At 62.0% G+C, this 20,537-nt stretch carries 15 protein-coding genes; 12 read left to right on the forward strand and 3 right to left on the reverse strand.

Annotated elements, in window-relative coordinates; all coding sequences use genetic code 11:
- Positions 1-293 precede the first annotated feature (293 nt).
- The 9 genes from ACWNC0_RS04530 (at position 294) to ACWNC0_RS04570 (ending at position 17,019) form a co-directional block, all read left to right on the forward strand.
- A complete protein-coding gene (locus ACWNC0_RS04530; protein WP_449469932.1) occupies positions 294-1,181 on the forward strand; it encodes an NAD(P)/FAD-dependent oxidoreductase in 888 nt (295 codons plus the stop codon).
- Positions 1,182-1,390: 209 nt separating this feature from the next.
- Complete coding sequence (locus ACWNC0_RS04535; RefSeq protein ID WP_449469934.1) at positions 1,391-3,649, forward strand: heavy metal translocating P-type ATPase; 2,259 nt, start codon at positions 1,391-1,393, stop codon at positions 3,647-3,649.
- Positions 3,646-4,035, forward strand: a complete 390-nt coding sequence (cueR, locus tag ACWNC0_RS04540) for a Cu(I)-responsive transcriptional regulator (protein ID WP_196227735.1) — start codon at positions 3,646-3,648, stop codon at positions 4,033-4,035. The genes ACWNC0_RS04535 and cueR overlap by 4 nt, the downstream gene beginning before the upstream one ends.
- 366 nt (positions 4,036-4,401) lie before the next feature.
- A complete protein-coding gene (locus ACWNC0_RS04545) occupies positions 4,402-8,763 on the forward strand; it encodes an AAA domain-containing protein (protein ID WP_449469936.1) in 4,362 nt (1,453 codons plus the stop codon).
- 158 nt (positions 8,764-8,921) lie between these two features.
- Positions 8,922-11,570 carry a PD-(D/E)XK nuclease family protein gene (locus ACWNC0_RS04550; protein ID WP_449469937.1) on the forward strand — a complete coding sequence of 883 codons (2,649 nt, stop codon included), beginning with the start codon at positions 8,922-8,924 and terminating at the stop codon, positions 11,568-11,570.
- Positions 11,570-13,765, forward strand: a complete 2,196-nt coding sequence (locus tag ACWNC0_RS04555) for a UvrD-helicase domain-containing protein (protein ID WP_449469938.1) — start codon at positions 11,570-11,572, stop codon at positions 13,763-13,765. Before ACWNC0_RS04550 ends, ACWNC0_RS04555 begins: the two co-directional genes overlap by 1 nt.
- Positions 13,752-14,978 carry a 3'-5' exonuclease gene (locus ACWNC0_RS04560; RefSeq protein WP_449469940.1) on the forward strand — a complete coding sequence of 409 codons (1,227 nt, stop codon included), beginning with the start codon at positions 13,752-13,754 and terminating at the stop codon, positions 14,976-14,978. The genes ACWNC0_RS04555 and ACWNC0_RS04560 overlap by 14 nt, the downstream gene beginning before the upstream one ends.
- The gene (locus ACWNC0_RS04565) at positions 14,975-16,228 is read left to right on the forward strand and encodes a phospholipase D-like domain-containing protein (RefSeq protein WP_449469941.1); all 1,254 of its coding nucleotides are present in this window, start codon (positions 14,975-14,977) and stop codon (positions 16,226-16,228) included. The genes ACWNC0_RS04560 and ACWNC0_RS04565 overlap by 4 nt, the downstream gene beginning before the upstream one ends.
- Positions 16,225-17,019, forward strand: coding sequence for a hypothetical protein (locus ACWNC0_RS04570; RefSeq protein WP_449469942.1), 795 nt, complete (start codon positions 16,225-16,227; stop codon positions 17,017-17,019). The genes ACWNC0_RS04565 and ACWNC0_RS04570 overlap by 4 nt, the downstream gene beginning before the upstream one ends.
- A 35-nt stretch (positions 17,020-17,054) precedes the next feature.
- Here ACWNC0_RS04570 and ACWNC0_RS04575 read toward each other — a convergent pair whose 3' ends face one another.
- The 3 genes from ACWNC0_RS04575 to ACWNC0_RS04585 form a co-directional block, all read right to left on the reverse strand.
- Entirely contained in the window at positions 17,055-17,309 is a 255-nt protein-coding gene (locus ACWNC0_RS04575; RefSeq protein WP_449469943.1) for a helix-turn-helix domain-containing protein, read from the reverse strand.
- Entirely contained in the window at positions 17,297-17,614 is a 318-nt protein-coding gene (locus ACWNC0_RS04580) for a recombinase family protein (protein WP_449469944.1), read from the reverse strand. The genes ACWNC0_RS04575 and ACWNC0_RS04580 overlap by 13 nt, the downstream gene beginning before the upstream one ends.
- A gap of 170 nt (positions 17,615-17,784) precedes the next feature.
- A complete protein-coding gene (locus ACWNC0_RS04585) occupies positions 17,785-18,207 on the reverse strand; it encodes a MerR family transcriptional regulator (RefSeq protein ID WP_014072603.1) in 423 nt (140 codons plus the stop codon).
- A 76-nt stretch (positions 18,208-18,283) separates the two neighbouring features.
- On the opposite strand from ACWNC0_RS04585, the gene ACWNC0_RS04590 reads away from it, so the two are divergent.
- The 3 genes from ACWNC0_RS04590 to merA are packed head-to-tail and all read left to right on the forward strand — an operon-like array spanning position 18,284 to position 20,477.
- Positions 18,284-18,679 carry a mercuric transporter MerT family protein gene (locus ACWNC0_RS04590; RefSeq protein ID WP_449469947.1) on the forward strand — a complete coding sequence of 132 codons (396 nt, stop codon included), beginning with the start codon at positions 18,284-18,286 and terminating at the stop codon, positions 18,677-18,679.
- Positions 18,680-18,691: 12 nt separating this feature from the next.
- Positions 18,692-19,021 carry a heavy-metal-associated domain-containing protein gene (locus tag ACWNC0_RS04595; RefSeq protein ID WP_004213249.1) on the forward strand — a complete coding sequence of 110 codons (330 nt, stop codon included), beginning with the start codon at positions 18,692-18,694 and terminating at the stop codon, positions 19,019-19,021.
- 37 nt (positions 19,022-19,058) lie between these two features.
- The gene (gene merA / locus ACWNC0_RS04600; RefSeq protein ID WP_004213247.1) at positions 19,059-20,477 is read left to right on the forward strand and encodes a mercury(II) reductase; all 1,419 of its coding nucleotides are present in this window, start codon (positions 19,059-19,061) and stop codon (positions 20,475-20,477) included.
- Positions 20,478-20,537 lie beyond the last annotated feature (60 nt).

Raw genomic sequence — 20,537 nt, forward strand, 5'->3', positions numbered from 1 at the left:
GTCGTCGCCCCCTGACGTTGCGACCAGTGGTTGTTGCGGGGGCGAGCAACATGGTGCGCGATCGGGTTTATACCCGTCCGTCCTCCCCATCCGCTCGCCCCCGCGCCACGCTGCGACCCGTGGGCACCTGAGTTGTCCATCCTGCTTGGCGATGGTCTTCATCTGAATTTACGCAGCGACGCGGTTTACCCCTCGCGACCCACCGCATTTTTTCGAAGAACGCGCAGGCTTTCGAGGGAAGAAGGGGCGTGCCGCGTAATAGGAGTGACGGGCGAGGTCAGCGAAAGGCAGGCATGTACGACTGCGTAATCATCGGAGGCGGCCCCGCGGGGCTGACAGCAGCCACCTACCTGGCCCGGTTTCTGCGTTCTACGCTGGTGATCGACGCTGGCGACGGCCGCGCCACCCGCATCCCGACGACACATAACCTCCTCGGTTTTCCAGACGGTATCTCAGGCGAAGATTTGCTTGTCCGTATGCATCGACATGCTGCGCAGTACGGTGCCGAATTGGTTACGGGGATCGTCGATCGCATCGGCCGGGTCGGGACGGGTTTCGTCGTCGATACGAATGCCAAAACTTTCAGCGCACGGACAATATTGCTTGCTCAAGGCGTGACGAACCATCGGCCGCGAATGGCGCAGGGAACGCATGATCAAGGCGTCGCTCAAGGACTGATACGGTATTGTCCGATCTGTGATGCCTACGAGATCCGCGGCAAGAGAGTCGCCGTGCTCGGCTGCTCCGGCCACGGCGCGGCCGAAGCGATTTTCGTTCGCCACTACAGCGATACCATCACCTTGCTTACTCAGGATGCTTCGGAACTTTCACAAGCTGACGAGGCAAATCTGACACGGAACGCTATAAGCGTCGAGCGAGCGCCTGTCAGCGATTTGTCGGTCAACGAAAAAGACCTTCTCGTGCATTTGGCCGATGGCCGATTGCTCCAGTTCGACACCCTATATGTCGCCCTCGGAACCTCAATTCGCTCGGAACTGGCGAGAATAGCTGGCGCGGAACTGAGCCCGGCAGGTTGCATCGTTGTCGATGAGCACCAGCAAACGACGATCGCTGGCCTGTTCGCTGCCGGTGACATGATTGAAGGGCTGGATCAAATTGCCGTGGCGGCAGGTCAGGCGGCTAAGGCCGCGACGGCCATCCACAATCTGTTGTCGGGCTAAGGCGGCAGCGCTGGGTGAGCCAAGCAAAAAAATAAGTGGGTCGGGCTTGACCCTGACACGATGTCAGACCCCAGATTGCTATTCGTCGAAAAGGAGACGAGCCTGTGACTGACCCTGTTCCTGCAAGCAATTCGGGTGCGCACCACTGCTGCTCCGGCAAGCACGGCGGCGACACGGACGCGAAGAGCGCCAAGGATCTGGTTTGCGGCATGAAGGTCGATCCGACAGCAACGCCTCATCATGCCTCGCATGATGGCAAGGACTATCATTTCTGTAGCGCAGGCTGTCGCACCAAGTTTGTCACCGACCCCAATCGGTATCTGTCGGGCGAGGGCAACACGGCCGCGGTCGCAGCGCCGGGTGCGATCTGGACGTGCCCAATGCACCCGGAAATTCGTCGCGATGGTCCGGGCACCTGTCCGATCTGCGGCATGGCGCTCGAACCCGAAGAGCCGTCGCTTGATGATGCTCCGAATCCTGAGCTGGTCGACTTCACCCGGAGGACGTGGGTGGCTGCTGTTCTTGCCGTCCCGCTGCTGGCAATCTCGATGGTCGCGGAGATGCTCGGCATGGATTTCGTGCCGCCGACATGGTCGCCCTGGGTGCAACTCGCGCTGACGGCGCCGATCGTCCTGTGGGCGGGCTGGCCATTCTTCCAGCGCGGTTGGACCTCGATCGCAACATGGCACCTCAACATGTTCACGCTCGTGGCGATCGGCGTCGGCGCGGCGTTCGCCTACAGCGTGGTCGCCACGGTCGCGCCGGGTCTGTTTCCTTCCTCCTTCCAGATGCACGGGATCGTGCCCGTTTATTACGAGGCGGCAGGCGTCGTGGTGACGCTGGTCCTGCTCGGACAGGTGCTCGAGCTGCGAGCGCGGGCTGCGACCGGTCGCGCGATCCGTGCGCTGATGGATCTTGCGCCGAAGACCGCTCGGCGGATCGATGCCGAGGGCAAAGAGGTGGAGGTCGATCTCGCCGAAGTGATGGCCGGCGACCATGTCCGCGTGCGCCCTGGTGAGGCGGTGCCGGTCGATGGCGTTGTTATCGACGGGCGCTCGTCGGTCGACGAGTCCATGATAACGGGAGAACCTGCCCCCGTCCTCAAGGAGAAGGACGCAACTGTCACGGGCGGCACCGTCAATGGCACGGGAACGCTGGTGATCGAGGCGCGCGCGGTCGGCACAGATACGGTGCTCGCGCGGATCGTGAAGATGGTCGCGGAAGCCCAGCGCAGTCGCGCGCCGATCCAGGCGGTTGCTGACCGCGTATCGGGCTGGTTTGTGCCGCTCGTCGTCGCGATCGCGATCGCGACATTCATTGTATGGAATTTCGTCGGTCCTGAGCCGCGCTTTGGTCATGCCCTGCTCAATGCGATCGCCGTGCTCATCATCGCCTGTCCCTGTGCGCTCGGCCTGGCGACGCCAATGTCGATCATGGTAGGAACCGGCCGCGGCGCGCGTGCCGGTGTGCTCGTCAAGGATGCCGAAGCGCTGCAGATGATGGAGAAGGTCGACACGCTGGTGATCGACAAGACCGGCACGCTGACCGAGGGCCGCCCGGCCCTTACGACCATCGAGTTGGCTGAGGGGTATGAGCACGACATGGTGTTGTCGACCGCAGCCGCCGTTGAAGCTCTATCGGAACATCCGCTTGCCCAGGCCATCGTCGAAGCCGCGCGCAAAGCCGAGCTTCCGATTGCGAAAGTCGAGCAGTTCGAGTCCCAGACCGGGCTTGGTGTCAGTGGCAAGGCGAACGGGCGCGACGTGGTGGTCGGCAATGCCGAACAAATGCGTCGCGTTGGTGTGGATCCGTCATCCTTTGATAACGTAGCCGACAAGCACCGCAGTGAGGGCGCGGGCGTGATGCTCGTATCGATCGATGGCCACCTGGTCGGCCTCCTCGTGGTCGCAGATCCGATTAAGCAATCGGCGGCCTCCGCGATCGCCGCCCTGCGCGAGGAAGGGCTGCGGATCGTGATGCTTACTGGCGACGCGAGAGCGACAGCCGATGCGGTGGCGCGGGCTATCGGCGGCATTGACGAAGTCCATGCCGGGCTGAAGCCCGAGGACAAGGCCCGCATCATTGGTGAACTCAAAGCAAAAGGCGCAGTGGTCGCGATGGCCGGCGACGGGATCAACGACGCCCCGGCGCTGGCGGCGGCGGATGTCGGCGTCGCCATGGGCACCGGGACTGACGTCGCCATCGAGAGCGCGGGTATGACGCTGACCAAGGGCGATCTCGCCGCGATGGTTCGTGCACGCCGGCTCGCAGTCGCCACCATGCGCAACATCCGGCAGAACCTGTTCTTCTCGTTCGTCTTCAATGGGGTCGGCGTACCGGTCGCTGCCGGTATCCTCTACCCCATCGCAGGCATCTTGCTGTCGCCGATGATCGCTGGCGCCGCGATGGCACTGTCGAGCTTCACGGTGGTGACCAATGCGCTCAGACTCAACCGGGCCAGGCGATGAAGATCGGCGAGGCATCGAGCGCCAGCGGCGTCTCGCAGCGCATGATTCGCCATTATGAGAAGATCGGCCTGATCGGTGCCGCGCCGCGCGGCCAGTCTGGCTATCGCGATTATTCCGACGCCGACCTGCATCGTCTCCGGTTCATTGCCAATGCCCGTGACCTGGGCTTTCCGATCGAGGATATTCGGTCGCTGCTAAGCTTGTGGTCGGACGGTGCGCGTGAAAGCGCCGACGTGAAGCACATCGCATTGTCCCGTGCCGCCGAATTGCATCGCAAGGCGCTTGGATTGGAAGCGCTCAGAAGATCGTTGCTGGACCTTGCCGAGCGTTGCAACGGGGACGAGAGGCCAGATTGTCCCATCATCGACGCACTACAAACCAAATGATTTGGGTGTAGCTTGCACACCGATAGGTCTTCGAAACGAATAAGAAGCGGCCGTATCTAGGGTGCCGGACGATGCCAGCGGGTCGCGATTTGGTGACCTTGCCGGTGCACAATGAAGGTCAGCAGCCTCTTGATGCTCGGTTGAGGTCGGTCAGCGCTGAAGGCTCCAGCCAGTCTTGTTCCGCTGCTTCATCTCGACGAAATCAATGTGAAAGCGCAATTTTCGGTGACGTGGTCGACCAGTTCGGGCAGCAACGGGCGGCAGTCCGCGAAGGGTTAGGACTGGCGTACGACCGCTGATACTCTCCCCCCTGGGGACCGTGCAGCGCGAGCTGCGCGGTTGAATTCGGTGCGTGGGGTGGGTGCTTTGAATTTCGCAGGTGAAACGATCAAGGAGATATCGATCAAGGTATCTCAGTATTTCCTCGACTTCTTGGAGTCCGATTTCAAGCGCCAACAGGCGCCGCGCCGTCGCATCGTCCTTCAGAACGAAAGCGGGTTCCGCTCGGCGATGCGCGTGGCCGTCTATCCAGGCCTCCAGCACAACCTTTGGCAAATCATGGGGAAGCGGTCCGAAGGCGATCCGACGCTCAAATTCGCGCCTCGCATCTATGCGCGCCCCATCACGAACACGCTGCGTGTTATCATCAAGGAGCAGGTCCAGGCGCTCACCGACGACAATCTGCTCAGCGTTAGGGCGGCTGTTTTCGCCGATGCCGAGGCAAGCCGAGGGCTGGCGGTCGAAAATCCCGAGGAATGGGTCGATCGAATCCGGCTCAAGCTCGCCGACGAGATCCGCCAACAGGTTGTAGCCCCTCTCCTCGCGCTCCTCGACGGTCCGCTCTCGCAGCAATCCTATTCGGTCCACGATTCCATATACTCCGCGGAAGCCGAGCTGATCGAAATCGTCGCGGCACGGCTGGATGCCATCCTGCCGGAGGTACTGAGCCGGTTTCTCGCCACGGGCGAGAATGGCGAGCTGATCGAGCTCCTCGAAAGCCACCTCGCCCTCGACGACGTTCGCGCCGAGGTGCTGAGCTACTTCGAAAACTTTATGGCGGCCGACGCCTTTCTCGAATTCCGAGATCTCGACACCTACGCGATGACCGGCGAAGGCTTGCAGCTCTATCTCTATATCGGCCAGCTCAAATATGGCGGCCACGCCTATCCGCTTTTCTACGTGCCGATCGAGGTTACCCGCGGAGACGGCGGTTACACGCTCACGCTCCTGAACCATCTCTATGCGAACAAGCGCGCGATTGATTACGTGCTGCAGGAGCTTGGCGAGCGGCAGCTCCGCCAATGGCTGAGTCCCATCACTGACCGGATCACTTACCTCGCCGAAGGCGAGAGCCTTGCGGACGCGGTTCAACCCCTGTTCCGCAAGATCGCCAATGCCCTCGATCTGGGCGGGCAAATCGAGTTGCAGCCGGGACCGATCAGCGAGGCGTCGAACACCGGCGTTCATTTGTCGACCGCGCTCCATATCGCTGTCTTCGACCGGTCGGACGAGGCTCTCCTCAACGACTATGAGGAGATGATCACGCAGGCTCGCCTAGACGAGCCCGGCGTCATGGAGCTGTTCCAGGGTATCGTCGGCAGCGTGCTGACGGAGAACCCCAAAAGCATCATGCCTGAAATCGACGCGCAGTGGGACAGCCGCTCGATCGTTGACAGGGTCGTGATCGATTCCCCGGTTCCTCTGAATGAGGAGCAGATCAAGATCCTCAATGCCATCCAGCATCCCGATGGCCGCATCATCGTCGTCGAGGGGCCGCCGGGCACGGGCAAATCGCACACCATCACTGCTATCGCGGCCGACTGTGCGCTCAAAGGCAAATCCTGCCTGATCCTGTCGGACAAAACAGAAGCGCTAAACGTCGTGCAGACGAAGCTTTCCGACACAATGAGCCAGGTCCGGCACAGCAAGGACTTCTTGAATCCGATCCTGCGGCTCGGTCAGGATCAGGCCAATTTCAAGAAGCTGACATCACAACAGGCGCTGACGCAGATCACGGCTTACGTCCGGGCCGCGCGCGCTAACCAGCAAAAGATCTCCGGCGAACTCACCGACACTCGTGACATGATGAAGGACCGGATCGACCGGACCGTTGGTTCGCTCGGGCAACTCTCGCTTCGGGAGATCGCCGAATTCTATCTCGTCGAGCGCGACATCGAGGGTATCGATCCGGCGCTCGCGGAGCGTCTGCGTATGGTCGATGCAACCCCGATCCAAGCTGAATTGCAGAAGATCGAGGGCGATGAGGCCACGCTAAAGACCTATCTCGTCGACGTTTTCAAACGCCTGCCCGCCGCGTCGGAGGTGAGCCGCGACGTACTCGAACAACAGCTTGTCATGGATGCCGCCATCCGCGACCTCGCCGCTCAGGTCGATCCCGCGCCATTCGGCATCTTTGACGGCTGCACAAAGGAGCAACTCGCCGATCTGTCCCGCTGGTTGCTCGAATATGACCAACTCAGGATGCCGATCCTGGGTTATCTGTTTCGCGGCAGCGCCGTGAGGGCGATCGAGCGCGATCTCAACAGCACATTCTCCGCCACGCGCCCCGTCCTGATGCGCCGTGAGATCTCGGCCCTCCGGGATGTTCAGCGTCACGCGACGACGCTCAAGCGCGGGCTGGTTGAGCACAACATCTCCGAGACCTTTTTAAGTCTGGTGTATCGACAGATCGCGCAGGGACGCGTTCCCCCTGCCCTCACCGCGAGCGTCCGCGACATCGTCATCGGGTTCGGCAAGGCCTTCAAGGGCGACTTTCCCTCCGCACTCCTTGTCAGCGAGCCAGACGTCGCCGCTGAGCGCTGGGTGTCGGCCCTTCGCTACGTACGGGGTTTGGCGGGGATCAACGCGGTCTTCGCGAAGGCTCCCGAGTTCGACTACGCCGGCAGCAAGTCCGTTCTGGAGCGGCTGAACGTGTCCGTCATGAACGCCGAGGTCGATGCGCGGCTGGTGGATTTCATGAACAACTCGCGTGCGGATGCCCGTGTCCTGTCGTCCATCATCGCCAACCGCCAGAAATTCCCCGAAGAGAAATTCGACGGGGTCAAAAACGCGTTTCCGGTTATCATCGCCAACATCCGTCAGTTTGGCGAGTATATGCCGCTTGCTCCGGGCGTCTTCGACGTCGTGGTGATCGACGAAGCGTCCCAGGTGTCGGTCGCTCAGGCCTTTCCTGCGATGCTGCGCGCAAAGAAGCTCGTCGTGCTCGGTGACACCAAGCAGTTCAGCAACACCAAATCCTCCAACGCCAGCATCGCGCTCAACGACAAATACAAGTCCGACCTCAACGCCTTTTTCCGCCAGAAGGTCGCCCATGACGCTGGCACTCTGCAGCGCCTTTCTCGCTTCGACGTAAAATGCTCGATCCTAGAATTTTGCCAGCTATGCGCCAATTACTCGATCATGCTGCGCAAGCATTTCCGCTCCTATCAGGAGCTGATCAGCTATTCATCGCAGACCTTTTACGGAAGCCAGCTTCAGGCGATCAAGATCCGGGGCGTCCCGCTAGACGAGGTGATCCGCTTCGACCAGGTCGACGCGTCCGCCACGCCGACAACGCGCGGCACCAACATGGCGGAAGCAAACTTCATTCTCGAGCAACTCCTCGATCTTCTCGACGACGAGGAACCGCCCACCGTTGGCGTCATCACACCATTCCGCGAGCAGCAGGCACTACTGACGAAACTGCTTTTCTCCCATGCCAGCGGTGCCGACTTTCAGGAGAAGCTTCGCCTCAAGGTGATGACCTTCGACAGCTGCCAAGGTGAAGAGCGGAAGATCATCTTTTATTCGATGGTCGCAACCGCCGAGCATGATGCGCTAAATTACGTGTTCCCGGTCGACCTCGCCGACGCCGAAGAGAAGGTGGAAGAGAAACTCAAGGTCCAGCGGCTTAACGTCGGCTTCAGCCGCGCCGAGGAGATGATCTGGTTCGTCACCTCAAAGCCGATCGCGGACTTCAAGGGTTCGATCGCCCGCGTGCTGAACCACTATAACAACCTGCTGCTAAAGGGGGATGTGACGCCCGATCGGACCGACGCCAACAGTCCAATGGAGGCGAAGGTCCTCGACTGGCTTCAGAAGACGCCCTTCTACCAGCAGCACCGTGACAGTGTGGAAATCCTGCCTCAGTTTCCGATCGGCGACTATCTGCGCCAGCTCGATCCCACCTACAAGCATCCCGCTTGGCGCGTGGATTTTCTCGTGACCTTCCTATCGGACGAAGGAATGGCGCGCATCGTCATCGAGTATGACGGGTTCGAGCATCACTTCCAAAAGGGCAAGGAGGTCAATATCGGCTCCCACGAACGCTACCTGCTCGAAGCCGATGTCGAACGACAGCTCACGCTGGAAAGCTATGGCTACCGCTTCTTGCGGATCAACAGATTCAATCTTGGCAAAGATCCCGTCCAGACATTGTGCGACAGACTGACCCGGTTGGTCGAGAAGCTCTATAACGACAATGAGGTGATTGCCGTCGAGGAGGTGCAGGCCATGGCCGGAGGCCTCGCATCGAAAGAGCTGAAAGAATGTACGCGTTGCAGCTCGATCAAGCCTTTGCGCGATTTCTTCGACCCCTCGCTCAACGGCGGTGCCGGATCCAGCGGTCGCGTTTGCATGGCCTGCAAGGGTGCTGACGCCACGGCGAAAGCCGCAAAGGCAAGTACCGGTGGCCGTGGGCGTCGGAGATACCGTCGGCGATGGCGCTGAGAACGAAATCGCGACGGCGTCGATCATACGAGCCGAAGCCAGAACTCGCGCGCGGCTAGAACGCACGTCGCGGTTGCTAGTTATCACGCGAGCCCGTCGTTGATCCAAACCCACCTGCCATCTACTCTCGAAAGATTGGCAAAAGTCGAAAGTGTCTCATGCAGCGGCAGACCTATATCGTACACGGTCGTCTCGCGTCCCGTGAGATCCGTCTCGACGCCGCTCGCAACCGGCACCACGGCACCCAGGTAATGGCGTTCGAGCAACTGGCGGCACGCCTTGCCGGCGGCTTCGCGCAGCCCATTGACGCCGAAACGCTCCGCGATGCGATCCAGCGCGTGCTTCCGGAAACCGATCTGGGCGAGCTCGACACCATCAAGCTGCTGCCCGGCATGGTCGGAGCCGCGGCGGATACGCTGCACAAGGTCTGGCGCACCGGAATCGATCTCTCTGCACGAGCCGCCAGCCATCCCCGGCTCGCCGCCATGGCAACGCTCGAGGAGGGCGTGCTGGCCGTGCTGCCGCCCACCATGCTCCGGCCGGTCGATCTGGCCTCTCACGCAATGGACCGGCTCCAACACGCGCCTGCGCTGTTCGGCGAGATCCATATTCAGGGCATCAGCGAGCTATCGCCGTGTTGGCGCGACCTGTTGTTCGGTCTGGCGAAAGCGGTGCCGGTTCGCTGGCACGCCGGCCCGCGCTCGGTGCCCGCGTGGCTCGACGGCTCGCCGGTCGAGATCGTCCGGTCGGCGCCGACCACACCGCAGATCGAGGCGGTGAGCGCCGCCAACGGTTACCACGAAGCGATCGAGGCTTTGCGCTGGGCACGTGAGCTGATTGCGAGCGGCACGGCCATACCGTCCGAGATCGCGATCGCGGCGGCGGCGCCTGCAGCCTATGACGATGAATTCATGGCACTGAGGGCCGACGCCAATATCGATCTGCACTTCGTACACAGCATTCGCGTCGTGACGACGCGTGACGGTCAGACGGCCGCCGCGCTAGCCGACATACTAGTGCGGGGCGTGTCGCAGGCGCATCTGCGTCGTCTCGCGACGTTGCTGGCCGGAAAGGGATTGTTCAAAGGTCTGCCGGATGGTTGGCAACGCGTGCTCCCACCGGATGCGCCGCTCTCCTCCACCGACGCCTGGACGCGGCTCCTTGGCGCGCTGACGCCCGATCGGTGGCCGGACCGCACCGACCACGCACCGGCATTGCGCACGATCATCGACACGCTTTCAGGCGGCATCCCGCACGCAGAAGAGATCGGGCGCGCGTTCCTCTCGGGCGGCGCGCTGCGTATCTGGCGCAAGGCCTTGCTTGCCGGAAGCCCTGCAGCCATCGATGTCACCATCGACAGCCTTCGCCAGGAAGATGCCTGCGAAGCGTGCGTTTCGGTCGCCTGGATGCCGGCGTCGGCACTGGCGGCCTCGCCACGCAAATTCGTGCGCTTGCTCGGTCTCACCTCTACCGGCTGGCCGCGGCGGATCTCGGAAGACCGCCTGCTATCGGATCACATCGTTCCAACCAGCGAACTGGATCCGCTGCCAGTGACTGCCGCCGATCGTCGCGACTTCGAGACGATCCTTTGTACCACAGCCGCGCAGGTTGTGCTGTCGCGGCCGCGCCGTGATGGCGAGGGTCGTCTGCTCGGCAAGAGTCCATTGCTGCGCGGCCAGCCCGAGGCCGGCTACGTCCGCCGCAACCGTCGACCCGCACACGCGATGAGCGAGACCGACCGCCTCGTCGCCCGCCCGGTCGATTTTGGCGCCTTTGCGCAGTCGCTCTCGGCGACGGCATGCTGGCAGGATTGGCAGCGCCCGACCGTCACCGCCCATGACGGCTTGGTGCGTGGCGACCACCCGGCGGTGCTAGCGGCGCTTGAACGCCCGCAGTCCGCGAGCTCGCTCGCCAAACTGCTGCGCAACCCGCTTGGCTTCATCTGGACCTACGCGCTTGGGATCAGGGCACCTGAGAGCGCGGAGGAGGCGCTGGTACTGGATGCGCGGCAGAGCGGCATCCTGCTCCACGATACGCTGGATCATGCCGTGCGATTGCTTGAGGGGGCGGGAAGTCTGGCGCGCGCGCGACCGGACCAGGTCGTCGCGGCAATCGAAGCTGGTGCCGCGACGGTTGCGGCACGGTGGCAGGCTGAGCAGGCCACCCCGCCGCTCGTAGTGTGGCGGCGCACCCTCGAGGATGCCAAACAGATCGCGCTGAACGCGTTGCAGCACCCCGAACCACCGCTTGCAGATCAGAAAAGCTATACCGAGGTGCCCTTCGGCGGGCAGGCAGCGAAATCTGACGGCGGGATTCCGCGGGATCCCGCCACACCGGTCGCGATCGCCGACACCGGGTTTCAGATCTCGGGCTACATTGATCGCCTCGACCTTTCGGGCGATGCCGCACGGGCCCGCGTGCTCGACTATAAGGGCGGCAAGCTGCCGCCAAAGCCGGTCGTGCTACAGGGCGGCAAGGAGCTTCAGCGCTGCCTCTACGCTTATGCGGTCAAGGCGCTGCTCGGCGACGATATCGAGATCGATGCGGCCTTGCTCTATCCGCGCGATACCGAGGCCCGCCATCTCGACGCGCCGGCCGACGTCCTGGAGGAGCTTGCCGGGCACCTGCGTGCGGCGCGCGCGAGCCTGCTCGCCGGGCGCGCGCTGATCGGCCCAGACAATGGCGGTGATTATGATGATCTCAGCTTCGCGCTGCCCGCGAACGCCCCCAACGGGTATTGCCTGCGCAAACTCGAACACGCGCGAGCCGCTCTCGGCGATGCGGCCATCGTGTGGGAGGCGATCTGATGACCGGTACGACACCCGCTCTGCGCGACGAGACCGCGCGCCTCGCTGCAATGACCGCACATGATCGCTCCGTGCTTGTCGAAGCCGGAGCCGGTTCGGGCAAGACCGCTGTCATGGCCGGCCGCCTTGCCCTGCTGCTGGCCGGCGGCACCGCCCCCAAGGCGATCGCGGCAGTCACCTTCACCGAACTCGCGGCGAGCGAATTGCTCGCCCGCGTTCGCGACTTCGTCGATGAGCTGCTCGACGGTAGAGTGCCGCGAGAACTGGCCATCGCCCTGCCGAACGGTTTGTCGGCAGAACAGCAAGCGAGCCTCGATGAGGCGGCTGCGGCGATCGACGAGATCACCTGCTCGACGATCCACGGCTTCTGCCAGCGGCTTATCAAGCCATATCCGGTCGAGGCCAATATCGATCCAGGCGCGGCGCTGATGGATCCGGCGCAGGCCGAGCTGGTGTTCGGCGATATCGTCGATCGCTGGCTGCGCGATACGCTCAATGTCGGCGACGACAGCCTTGTCGCTGAACTTGTCTTCCAGAACCCGGCGAAGGCAACCGAGCTGATCGCAACGACCGCCGCGGCCCTGCGCGACAACCGGGTGCTCGTACCGCCGGCCTCCGGCCCGATCCAGCCGCTGGTGGCGGCGTTCCGCACCGCCACGGGGGCATATCGCGCCTTCGTCGTTGGCGCGGTTGCGCAGGAAGAGGAAAGCATCGACGGCGCTTCGGCCTTTATCGAGATGGCCGCCGGTGTCGCGTTCGCCGAGATGGACGAGACGCCATCGGCGCTCGTCGGGCTTCTGACGTCGCTGCCGCATCCTTCGCTCTGTACCGCCAAAGGGGCGTTCAGCGTCTACAAGAAGAAGGGGAAATGGGAGGCGGCCGCAAAGGCCGCAGGCCTCGCCAAGGCGGAAGGTGGCGTGCTGAATGCGCGCGCCGAGGAGCTGCATCTCGCCTGCTGCGAGGGCTGGACGCGTTTGCGGCAGGGCGCTGCGGCGCGCGTTCTGGCGGGACTGATCGGCGCGATCCAGCCGATCGCGGAAGGCTTTCGCGATTACAAGCGCTCGGCGGCCCTGCTCGATTTTGACGACCTAATCTTTGCCGCGCGCGATCTCCTGCGCGACCATGGCGATGTTCGGGGCGCCCTGTCGCGCCGCTACGCTCATGTGCTGGTCGATGAATTCCAGGATACCGATCCGTTGCAGACCGAGATCTTCTGGCGGCTGTGTGGCGATCCAGCTCCCGGCGCGGATCCGCTCGACTGGGCCAGCTACCGGATCCGGCCGGGCGCGCTGTTTTTGGTCGGGGATCCCAAACAGGCCATCTACCGGTTTCGCGGTGCCGACGTCACCGCCTATGTGCGAGCGCGCGAGGCCATCCGCGCTTTCAATCCGGACGATCTGCTCTCGATCTCGACCAATTTCCGGTCCTGTGCCGCGATCCTCACTTATGTGAACGAGCGCTTCGCGCCCCATCTTACGGAGGACAAGGGGCAGCCCGGCTTCACCGCGCTCGACAGCTTTCATCCCGATCACGAGGAAGGACTGTGCGTCGCAGCGCTTCCCGTTGCCTGCGCAGACGAGGACGGCAAGGCCAAGGCGGGCGTGCAGCGCGACTGCGAGGCCGAGGCGGTCGCTGAGATGTGCAGCCGCCTGATCGGCAGCCAGATCATCGTGGATCGCAAGACGGATACGAAGAGGCCGTGCCGCCCTGGCGACATTGCATTGCTGGCCCCGGGCGGCACCGAGTTATGGCGCTACGAGGAGGCGCTCGAGAAGCGCGGAGTGCCGGTAGCGACCCAGGCAGGGAAAGGGTTCTATCGCCGGCAGGAGGTGCAGGACCTCATCGCGATCGCCCGCGTGTTGGCCGACAGTCGTGACACCCTCGCGCTTGTCGCACTCCTGCGCGGGCCACTGGTCGGGTTGAGCGAAGAGCAGATGCTCGACCTCGTCTGGAGTCAGCCGCGTGATCCCGAGCGCCCCGATGCCCGACCCAAGCTTACCATCCATCTCGAGGCGGAGGCGATCGGGGACCCATATGCGCGCGACATCGTCGAAAAGCCTGCAGGCTCTCCGCCGCGGGATCAACGCGACGACTCCGCACCAGCTTCTCGCCGAAGCCGTCGACCTGCTCCGCGTGCGCCCTATTCTGCTCCAACGACACAGCGGGCAGGCAGAGCGGCCGTTGGCAAATGTTGATCTCTTCCTGAGTCTCGCGCAGCCCTATGGCGTGCGTGGCATCAGGGCGTTCGCCGACGCGATGACCGCTGCCTGGGAGGGGAAGACCCGCTCGGCGGAAGGCAGGCCCGATGCGCAGGAAGAGGCGGTATCCCTGGTGACGATGCATGCGTCTAAGGGATTGGAATGGCCTATTGTCGTACCGATCAACACGATGACCTCGGGCAACGACGTGCGCGATCCGATCATCGACAGCGAGACCAAGACAATCTTTCTGCCGATCTTCGGCGTCGCGCCCGCGGGCTATGAGGACGCCAAGACCGCCGAGGTCGCTGAGCGCGAGCGCGAGCGCCTGCGTCTCTGGTATGTCGCAGCGACCCGGGCGCGCGAGCTTCTCGTGCTGCCCAAGCTCGACGTGGCGCCGGCGCGAAGCAGCTGGAACGCCCTGATGGACTTCGATCTCGACGGATTGCCGTTGATCGCGATCGATCACCACCCACCGGGCTTCGAGACGGTCGATAGCGATCCGGAGAATAGCCAAACGCGTGAGACGTTCGCGGCCGAAGCCGCTGCCATAATGGCGGCGACGATGCGCCTCCGATGGATCGCACCGAGCCGTGACGAGGATCCGCAAGGACCTCTCGAGGTGGTCGCCGAACCGCAGATCGTCGTGGCCGCCGACGACGCGCCTGCGCCGGACGTGGCGATCTCGGTGCAAGGCGGACGCGAGCGGGGTCTCGTGATCCATAAGCTGTTCGAAGAGGTGCTGACCGGGGAAACCGCGGACGATCTGTCCACACTCACCGCCCGGGCGGCGGATCTGGCGCGCGCGATCGGGCGCGAACCAGGAACGGACGCGATGTCGGGTCTCTCTGCCGAGGAGATGGCGGGCACGGTCGCGAAGACCTTGCAGCTGTCGGAGATCGCGGCGCTTCGCCCCCGACTCCTGGCCGAACTCCCCGTCTACGGCCTAAGCGAGGATGATGGCGTCGACCTCGCGACGTTCGGCATCGTCGATGCGCTATGCGTCGGCGAGGACGGCAAGCCCGAGCTGGTGATCGACTGGAAGAGCGACGTCAGCCCAAGCGCCGCAGCGTCGGATCACTACCGATCGCAGGTCCGCCGTTATCTGGATGTCACCGGCATTCCGGAGGGTTTAGTCGTGTTCGTGACTACAGGCGACATACTGAGGGTTTCGGCGCCTGTCTTCACGCTCTCGAAGGCCCAGACTTGAGCCGCCAACCTCGCCTTCGCGTCCAGCCCGCAACCCTCATTGCGAATGACGCGCCGGAGGATCATGCGAAGGCGATCGCTGAAATAATCGCGGACGCCGACGAGATCATGATCGCGGTAGCTTTTCTCAAGCTTGGGGGTGCTGACTTTTTGGCACCGAAACTGTCGAAACGCCTTAAAGCTGGCGCCGCCGTCGAGCTGTTTATCGGCACCGACTTCTACCTAACCCAACCCGCCGCTTTGCAGCGGCTCCTTGAACTCAAGAACCAACATCCTTCCTGCAGAGTGAGCGTTGCGGACAAGGCATCAGCAACTTTTCATCCAAAGGCTTACCTTTCGCGTCGAGGGACCGGCTACCGAACTCTCATCGGTTCGGCCAACCTCACTCAGGGCGGATTGAAGTCGAACGACGAATTGTCGATATGCGTCACCCATACCAAAGGAGACGATTTTACACGCGCCCTATTGAATACCTTCAATCGATATCGGGTCGGAAAGCGCTTCCAGGATCTAGATCCACTGGTTCTTCAACAGTACGCCTCGAGGTTTGAGATAAATGAGCGCGAACGGAAGAAGTTCGAGAAAGCGAGAGATGCCGCGCTTCCCGCTGGCTTCGACCTTCGTGTGATCGAAGCCTGGTACGCGCGATACCTTGCTGATCCACAGGCGGTGGCGGATCTCGCCGAACGGAAGAAGCGTCGGTCGGAAGCCCTTAAAGTTCAAAGGCGCATTGCCGCGTTGAAAGATGGACGGCTCGATCAAGCCGCGCGGACTACCTTTCAGGATGGGCTTCGGGATCTGATGACCTCCAAGGGAGGCCGGCATCTATGGGGGTCGGGCGACATCCATCGAAGGGGCACCGAGGCTCTGGCGCACCCAAAGCCGATGATCGATCTCTTCGCGTCAGCTCAGTCTGCCGCGCAACGGCCGCCCCGTGAGGGTTACGAATTGATCCGCAAGCTTGCCGACCCAATCCCAGGCGTCGGTCTCAACATGGCGACTGAGATCCTCTGCAACTTCGCGCCGGACCGCTACGCGATCTACAACGGCAACACGATTGGCGCGTTAGGGGCTCTCGGCATTGCGGCTCCCCAGTACGCCAATTTTCAGGCAATCGGACCGGCACGATATGAGGGACTTTGCGCAACCATCAAAGCCCTAGGCGGCCGTCTTGGCGGCGCGAACTTTTCAGAGTCGGACGCCTTCCTCAACTGGCTTTACTGGAAGACCAAGAAAGCTAAATCTACATGAGCAGCCCACAGAGCGCAGGATCCGCAGGTTCCTATAGCGCGCGCGTCGTTGCGTTCGTGGACATCCTCGGCTTTGCCGATCTCGTGAAGCGTGCCGATCGAAACCCCTCGTTGCGTGAAGCCATTATAGACGCTCTACGGAATGTACGAAGCTTCGCCTCTCCTACAGATTCCGATACCGATCTCCGCGCGCAGAATTTCTCTGACAGCCTAATTGTGTCGGCCGTAAACACACCTGATGGTCTGTGGCACCTCGCATTGAGCCTCGACTCGCTGGCCTGGAACCTTTTGAACTTGGGGCTGCTTGTTCGCGGCGCGATTACGATTGGCGGTGTCCACCAAGACGATGAGATAGTGTTCGGTGTGGGGGTGAACGAGGCGTACCAACTGGAATCCAAGATCGCCCGGTTTCCACGCATCATTTTTTCGCGCTCGGCACTTTCGGCCGCAGATAAATGGGGGCGCGAAGATGAGATATGGAAGACCTACCATGACTCTCGACTGCGCCGCGGACACGACGGAGTTTGGCACCTCAACATTTTGACCGAAATGGGATGCTTCAGCCGCCAGCAGAATAGCCCAGGCGTCCAACAGCATCCCTTCTTTGCTCAAGGGGAGCTGATGCGCGGTATCATACAATCGATGCTTGACCAGGCCGTGGAACAGCCAGAGGTATATTCCAAAGTGGAATGGTTCGCCCGGTACTGGAACGACGAGGTCGCAACCAGCCCATCGAATGGTCAGCCGACAATCGTCGGGCGTGTTGGCGTCACCTCAAGCTTTGTACGCTGAACAACGATTTTCCGGACATAATGTGAACATTGGTGTCAGGCAGCGGCGCGAAGGTACTGGTAGAGGGTTTCGCGGCTGATGCCCATGTCGCGCGCGATGGTCGCCTTGCGTTCACCGGCGGCAACGCGGCGGTGCAGATCGGCAATCATCTCATCCGAGAGCGACCGTTTCCGCCCCCGATAGGCGCCGCGCTGCCGAGCGATCGCAATGCCTTCGCGTTGCCGTTCGCGGATCAGGGCGCGCTCGAACTCAGCAAACGCACCCATGACCGAGAGCATCAGATTGGCCATCGGGGAGTCCTCCCCGAGAAGGACAGGCTTTCCTTCTCAAACTCGATCCGGATACCTCGCTTGGTGAGGCCCTGGACCAGCTTGCGCAGGTCATCCAGATTGCGGGCCAACCGATCCATGCTGTGGACGACGACGGTATCGCCTTCGCGGGCGAAAGTGAGCAGAGCTTCAAGCTGGGGGCGGTTGACGTCCTTGCCCGATGCCTTGTCGGTGAAGGTCCGATCGAGCGACTGACCTTCCAATTGGCGATCCACATTCTGATCGAACGTGCTGACCCGGACATAGCCGATCCGTTGCCCCTTCACTGCGCACTCTCTCCATCAAAATGTCAGGTTGAAATCTATGATACGCAACGACATTCGTCAACAAATTCCGTTTAGTACCCTAATCTGACAGAAACCGCGGTAGCGCCCTGACGTCCGGTTAGGCTATACTCCAAGCTGACATCACAAAATCAAATCCCTCAAAGATGGCGTCAATTGCCTTGATGGGGTAAAAACTGGAGTGCTTCCAGGATGGGACATTCGGCAACGTCATCTCCAGTGCATCTGGCTAACGTGGTCGCCAGCGTCACCTCTATCTTCTGCAAATCTGCAATGCGGCGGCGGACATCTTCAAGGTGGAGTTCGGTTCTCGCCATAACCTCCGCGCAGGTTTGTGCACCGGTATCGGTGAGCGACAACAATGACCGTATCTCATCCATTGCATAGCCAAGGTCGCGCGCGCGCAGGATGAACTGCAACCTTTGCACCAGTTCCGGCGAATAGACGCGGTAGCCGTTGGAACTGCGAGGCGGCCCCGGCAGCAATCCCACCTTCTCGTAATAGCGGATGGTTTCGAGATTGCAGCCTGTTTTCCGGGCAAGCTGGGCACGCAAGATGCCGACCTGTTGCTCCATGAAAATACCTCTTGAGTCTGTAGTGGCTACAGAGCCTACACTGCGAATCACTCAGTTGGAACAAGGGATTCAAGCCATGGTCTCAACGCCGGAAGCGGGACAGCCAGCCCTCACCGAAAACCACGAGCCGAAGCAGGCAAACTGGGTTGCGGCGGGCGCATTGATCGGCGCGGGGCTCGCCTCGGCTTGCTGCGTCGTCCCGCTACTGTTGGTTATGCTCGGAATTTCCGGCGCGTGGATCGCCAACCTGACGGCGCTCGAACCTTACAAGCCCTATGTCGCAGGCGTAACGCTCGCGCTGCTCGGCTACGGCTTCTGGCATGTCTATTTCAAGCCGAAACCGCCCTGTGAAGACGGTTCCTACTGCGCTCGTCCACAATCGGCTTGGACCACCAAGGCGGTGCTGTGGCTGGGCCTTGCCGTCGCCATCCTGGCGCTCACCATCGACTGGTGGGCACCCTGGCTCTATTGAAAGGAAATACCCATGAAAAAGACAGTATGTATCGCTATGGCCGTGCTGGCTATGGCTGGCGGCGGGGTCGCCTATGCAGTTAGTGGCACGGCGCAAGATCGCCCCGCGGCTACCGCAACCGCTCAGAAGCAAACCACCTTTGCCATAGAGAACATGACCTGCGCCACCTGCCCGATCACCGTGAAGAAGGCGATGGAAGGCGTCGCCGGGGTAACGGCGGTCACGGTCGATTTCGCAGCCAAGACCGCGCGCGCAACCTATAACCCGCGCCGCACCAATGCTGCTGCGATTGCCGCTGCATCAACCAACGCGGGTTATCCGGCGCGCGCTATTCAAAACTGAGCGGGGCGCCGCCAGCGCCTCAAGAAAGCGATAAGCAATGAACGACTGTTGCAACCGCCCCGGGCAGGAAGGATTTGACGTGGCCGTCATCGGCGCGGGTTCTGCCGGGTTCTCCGCCGCGATCGCCGCTGCCGATCTGGGCGCGAAAGTGGCGCTCGTCGGTCACGGCACGATTGGCGGCACCTGTGTCAATGTTGGCTGCGTTCCTTCCAAGACGCTGATCCGCGCCGCCGAAGCGGTGCATGGTGGGCTTGCCGCCGCGCGCTTTCCCGGCCTTGGGGGCGCTGTCCAGATGGATGACTGGTCCGTATTGGCGGCGTCGAAGGACGATCTTGTCACGACGCTGCGCCAAAAAAAATATGTCGATCTGCTGCCCGCCTATGACGGTGTGAGCTATATCGAGGGCAAGGCACGCTTTGCCGATGGTGCGCTGATTGTCGGCGATGCGCCCATGAAGGTCGGCAAGGTCATATTGGCGATGGGTGCGCACGCCGCCGTGCCGCCGATTCCGGGGATGGACAGCGTGCCCTACCTAACCAGCACATCGGCGCTGGCGCTGGATCGCTTGCCCAAATCGCTGCTGGTGATCGGTGGCGGGGTGATCGGGGTAGAACTGGGACAGATGTTTTCGCGTCTGGGCGTTGATGTCACCATCTGCTGCCGAAGCCGCCTGCTCCCCGAAATGGACCCGGAAGTGAGTGCCGCGCTGAAAAACTATTTGGAAGCCGAGGGCGTGCGGGTTTGCGCAGGTGTCGGCTATCAGCGTATCGCCCAAACACAGAGCGGGGTCGAATTGACCTGCGAGGGGCATTGTGACACCGTCGCGGCGGAACAGGTGCTCATCGCCACCGGACGCCGACCCAATAGCGACGGGCTTGGGCTGGAGGAGCGCGGCATAGTGCTTGCCCGTAATGGTGGAATCGTCGTCGATGACCACCTCGAAACGTCGGTTCCAGGCATTTACGCGGCGGGCGATGTAACGGGACGGGACCAGTTCGTCTACATGGCCGCCTATGGCGCAAAACTGGCCGCGCGCAACGCGGTGACGGGCAACCAATACCGCTACGACAATTCCTCCATGCCATCCGTCGTCTTCACCGACCCGCAAGTCGCCAGCGCCGGCCTCACTGAAACGACAGCACGGGCGCAAGGCCTGGACATCAAGGTTTCGCTGCTCCCGCTCGATGCTGTGCCAAGGGCACTGGCAGCACGCGATACGCGGGGTCTCATCAAACTGATTGCCGACAAGGCGAACGACCGTTTGCTGGGCGGCCAGATCATGGCACCCGAAGGCGCGGATTCGATCCAGACACTGGTGCTGGCGATCAAACACGGCATGACCACCCTGGAATTGGGTGCAACGATATTTCCTTACCTGACCACTGTGGAAGGCCTCAAACTGGCGGCCCAAACGTTTGATAAGGATGTCGCCAAACTGTCTTGCTGCGCCGGGTGATTGCTCGGGGATCAACCGGCAACGAATGGCCTCCCTCCAGTGCAAGCCGCTTTGGTGTCA

It is taken from the genome of Sphingobium chungangianum (genome assembly GCF_977014255.1).

Excerpts from the sequence above, each read along its gene's own strand:
- ACWNC0_RS04530 (WP_449469932.1), top strand. The coding sequence starts at position 294 with ATGTACGACTGCGTAATCATCGGAGGCGGCCCCGCGGGGCTGACAGCA.
- ACWNC0_RS04535 (WP_449469934.1), top strand. The coding sequence starts at position 1,391 with ATGAAGGTCGATCCGACAGCAACGCCTCATCATGCCTCGCATGATGGC.
- cueR (WP_196227735.1), top strand. The coding sequence starts at position 3,646 with ATGAAGATCGGCGAGGCATCGAGCGCCAGCGGCGTCTCGCAGCGCATG.
- ACWNC0_RS04550 (WP_449469937.1), top strand. The coding sequence starts at position 8,922 with ATGCAGCGGCAGACCTATATCGTACACGGTCGTCTCGCGTCCCGTGAG.
- ACWNC0_RS04555 (WP_449469938.1), top strand. The coding sequence starts at position 11,570 with ATGACCGGTACGACACCCGCTCTGCGCGACGAGACCGCGCGCCTCGCT.
- ACWNC0_RS04570 (WP_449469942.1), top strand. The coding sequence starts at position 16,225 with ATGAGCAGCCCACAGAGCGCAGGATCCGCAGGTTCCTATAGCGCGCGC.
- ACWNC0_RS04575 (WP_449469943.1), bottom strand. The coding sequence starts at position 17,309 with ATGGCCAATCTGATGCTCTCGGTCATGGGTGCGTTTGCTGAGTTCGAG.
- ACWNC0_RS04585 (WP_014072603.1), bottom strand. The coding sequence starts at position 18,207 with ATGGAGCAACAGGTCGGCATCTTGCGTGCCCAGCTTGCCCGGAAAACA.
- ACWNC0_RS04590 (WP_449469947.1), top strand. The coding sequence starts at position 18,284 with ATGGTCTCAACGCCGGAAGCGGGACAGCCAGCCCTCACCGAAAACCAC.
- ACWNC0_RS04595 (WP_004213249.1), top strand. The coding sequence starts at position 18,692 with ATGAAAAAGACAGTATGTATCGCTATGGCCGTGCTGGCTATGGCTGGC.
- merA (WP_004213247.1), top strand. The coding sequence starts at position 19,059 with ATGAACGACTGTTGCAACCGCCCCGGGCAGGAAGGATTTGACGTGGCC.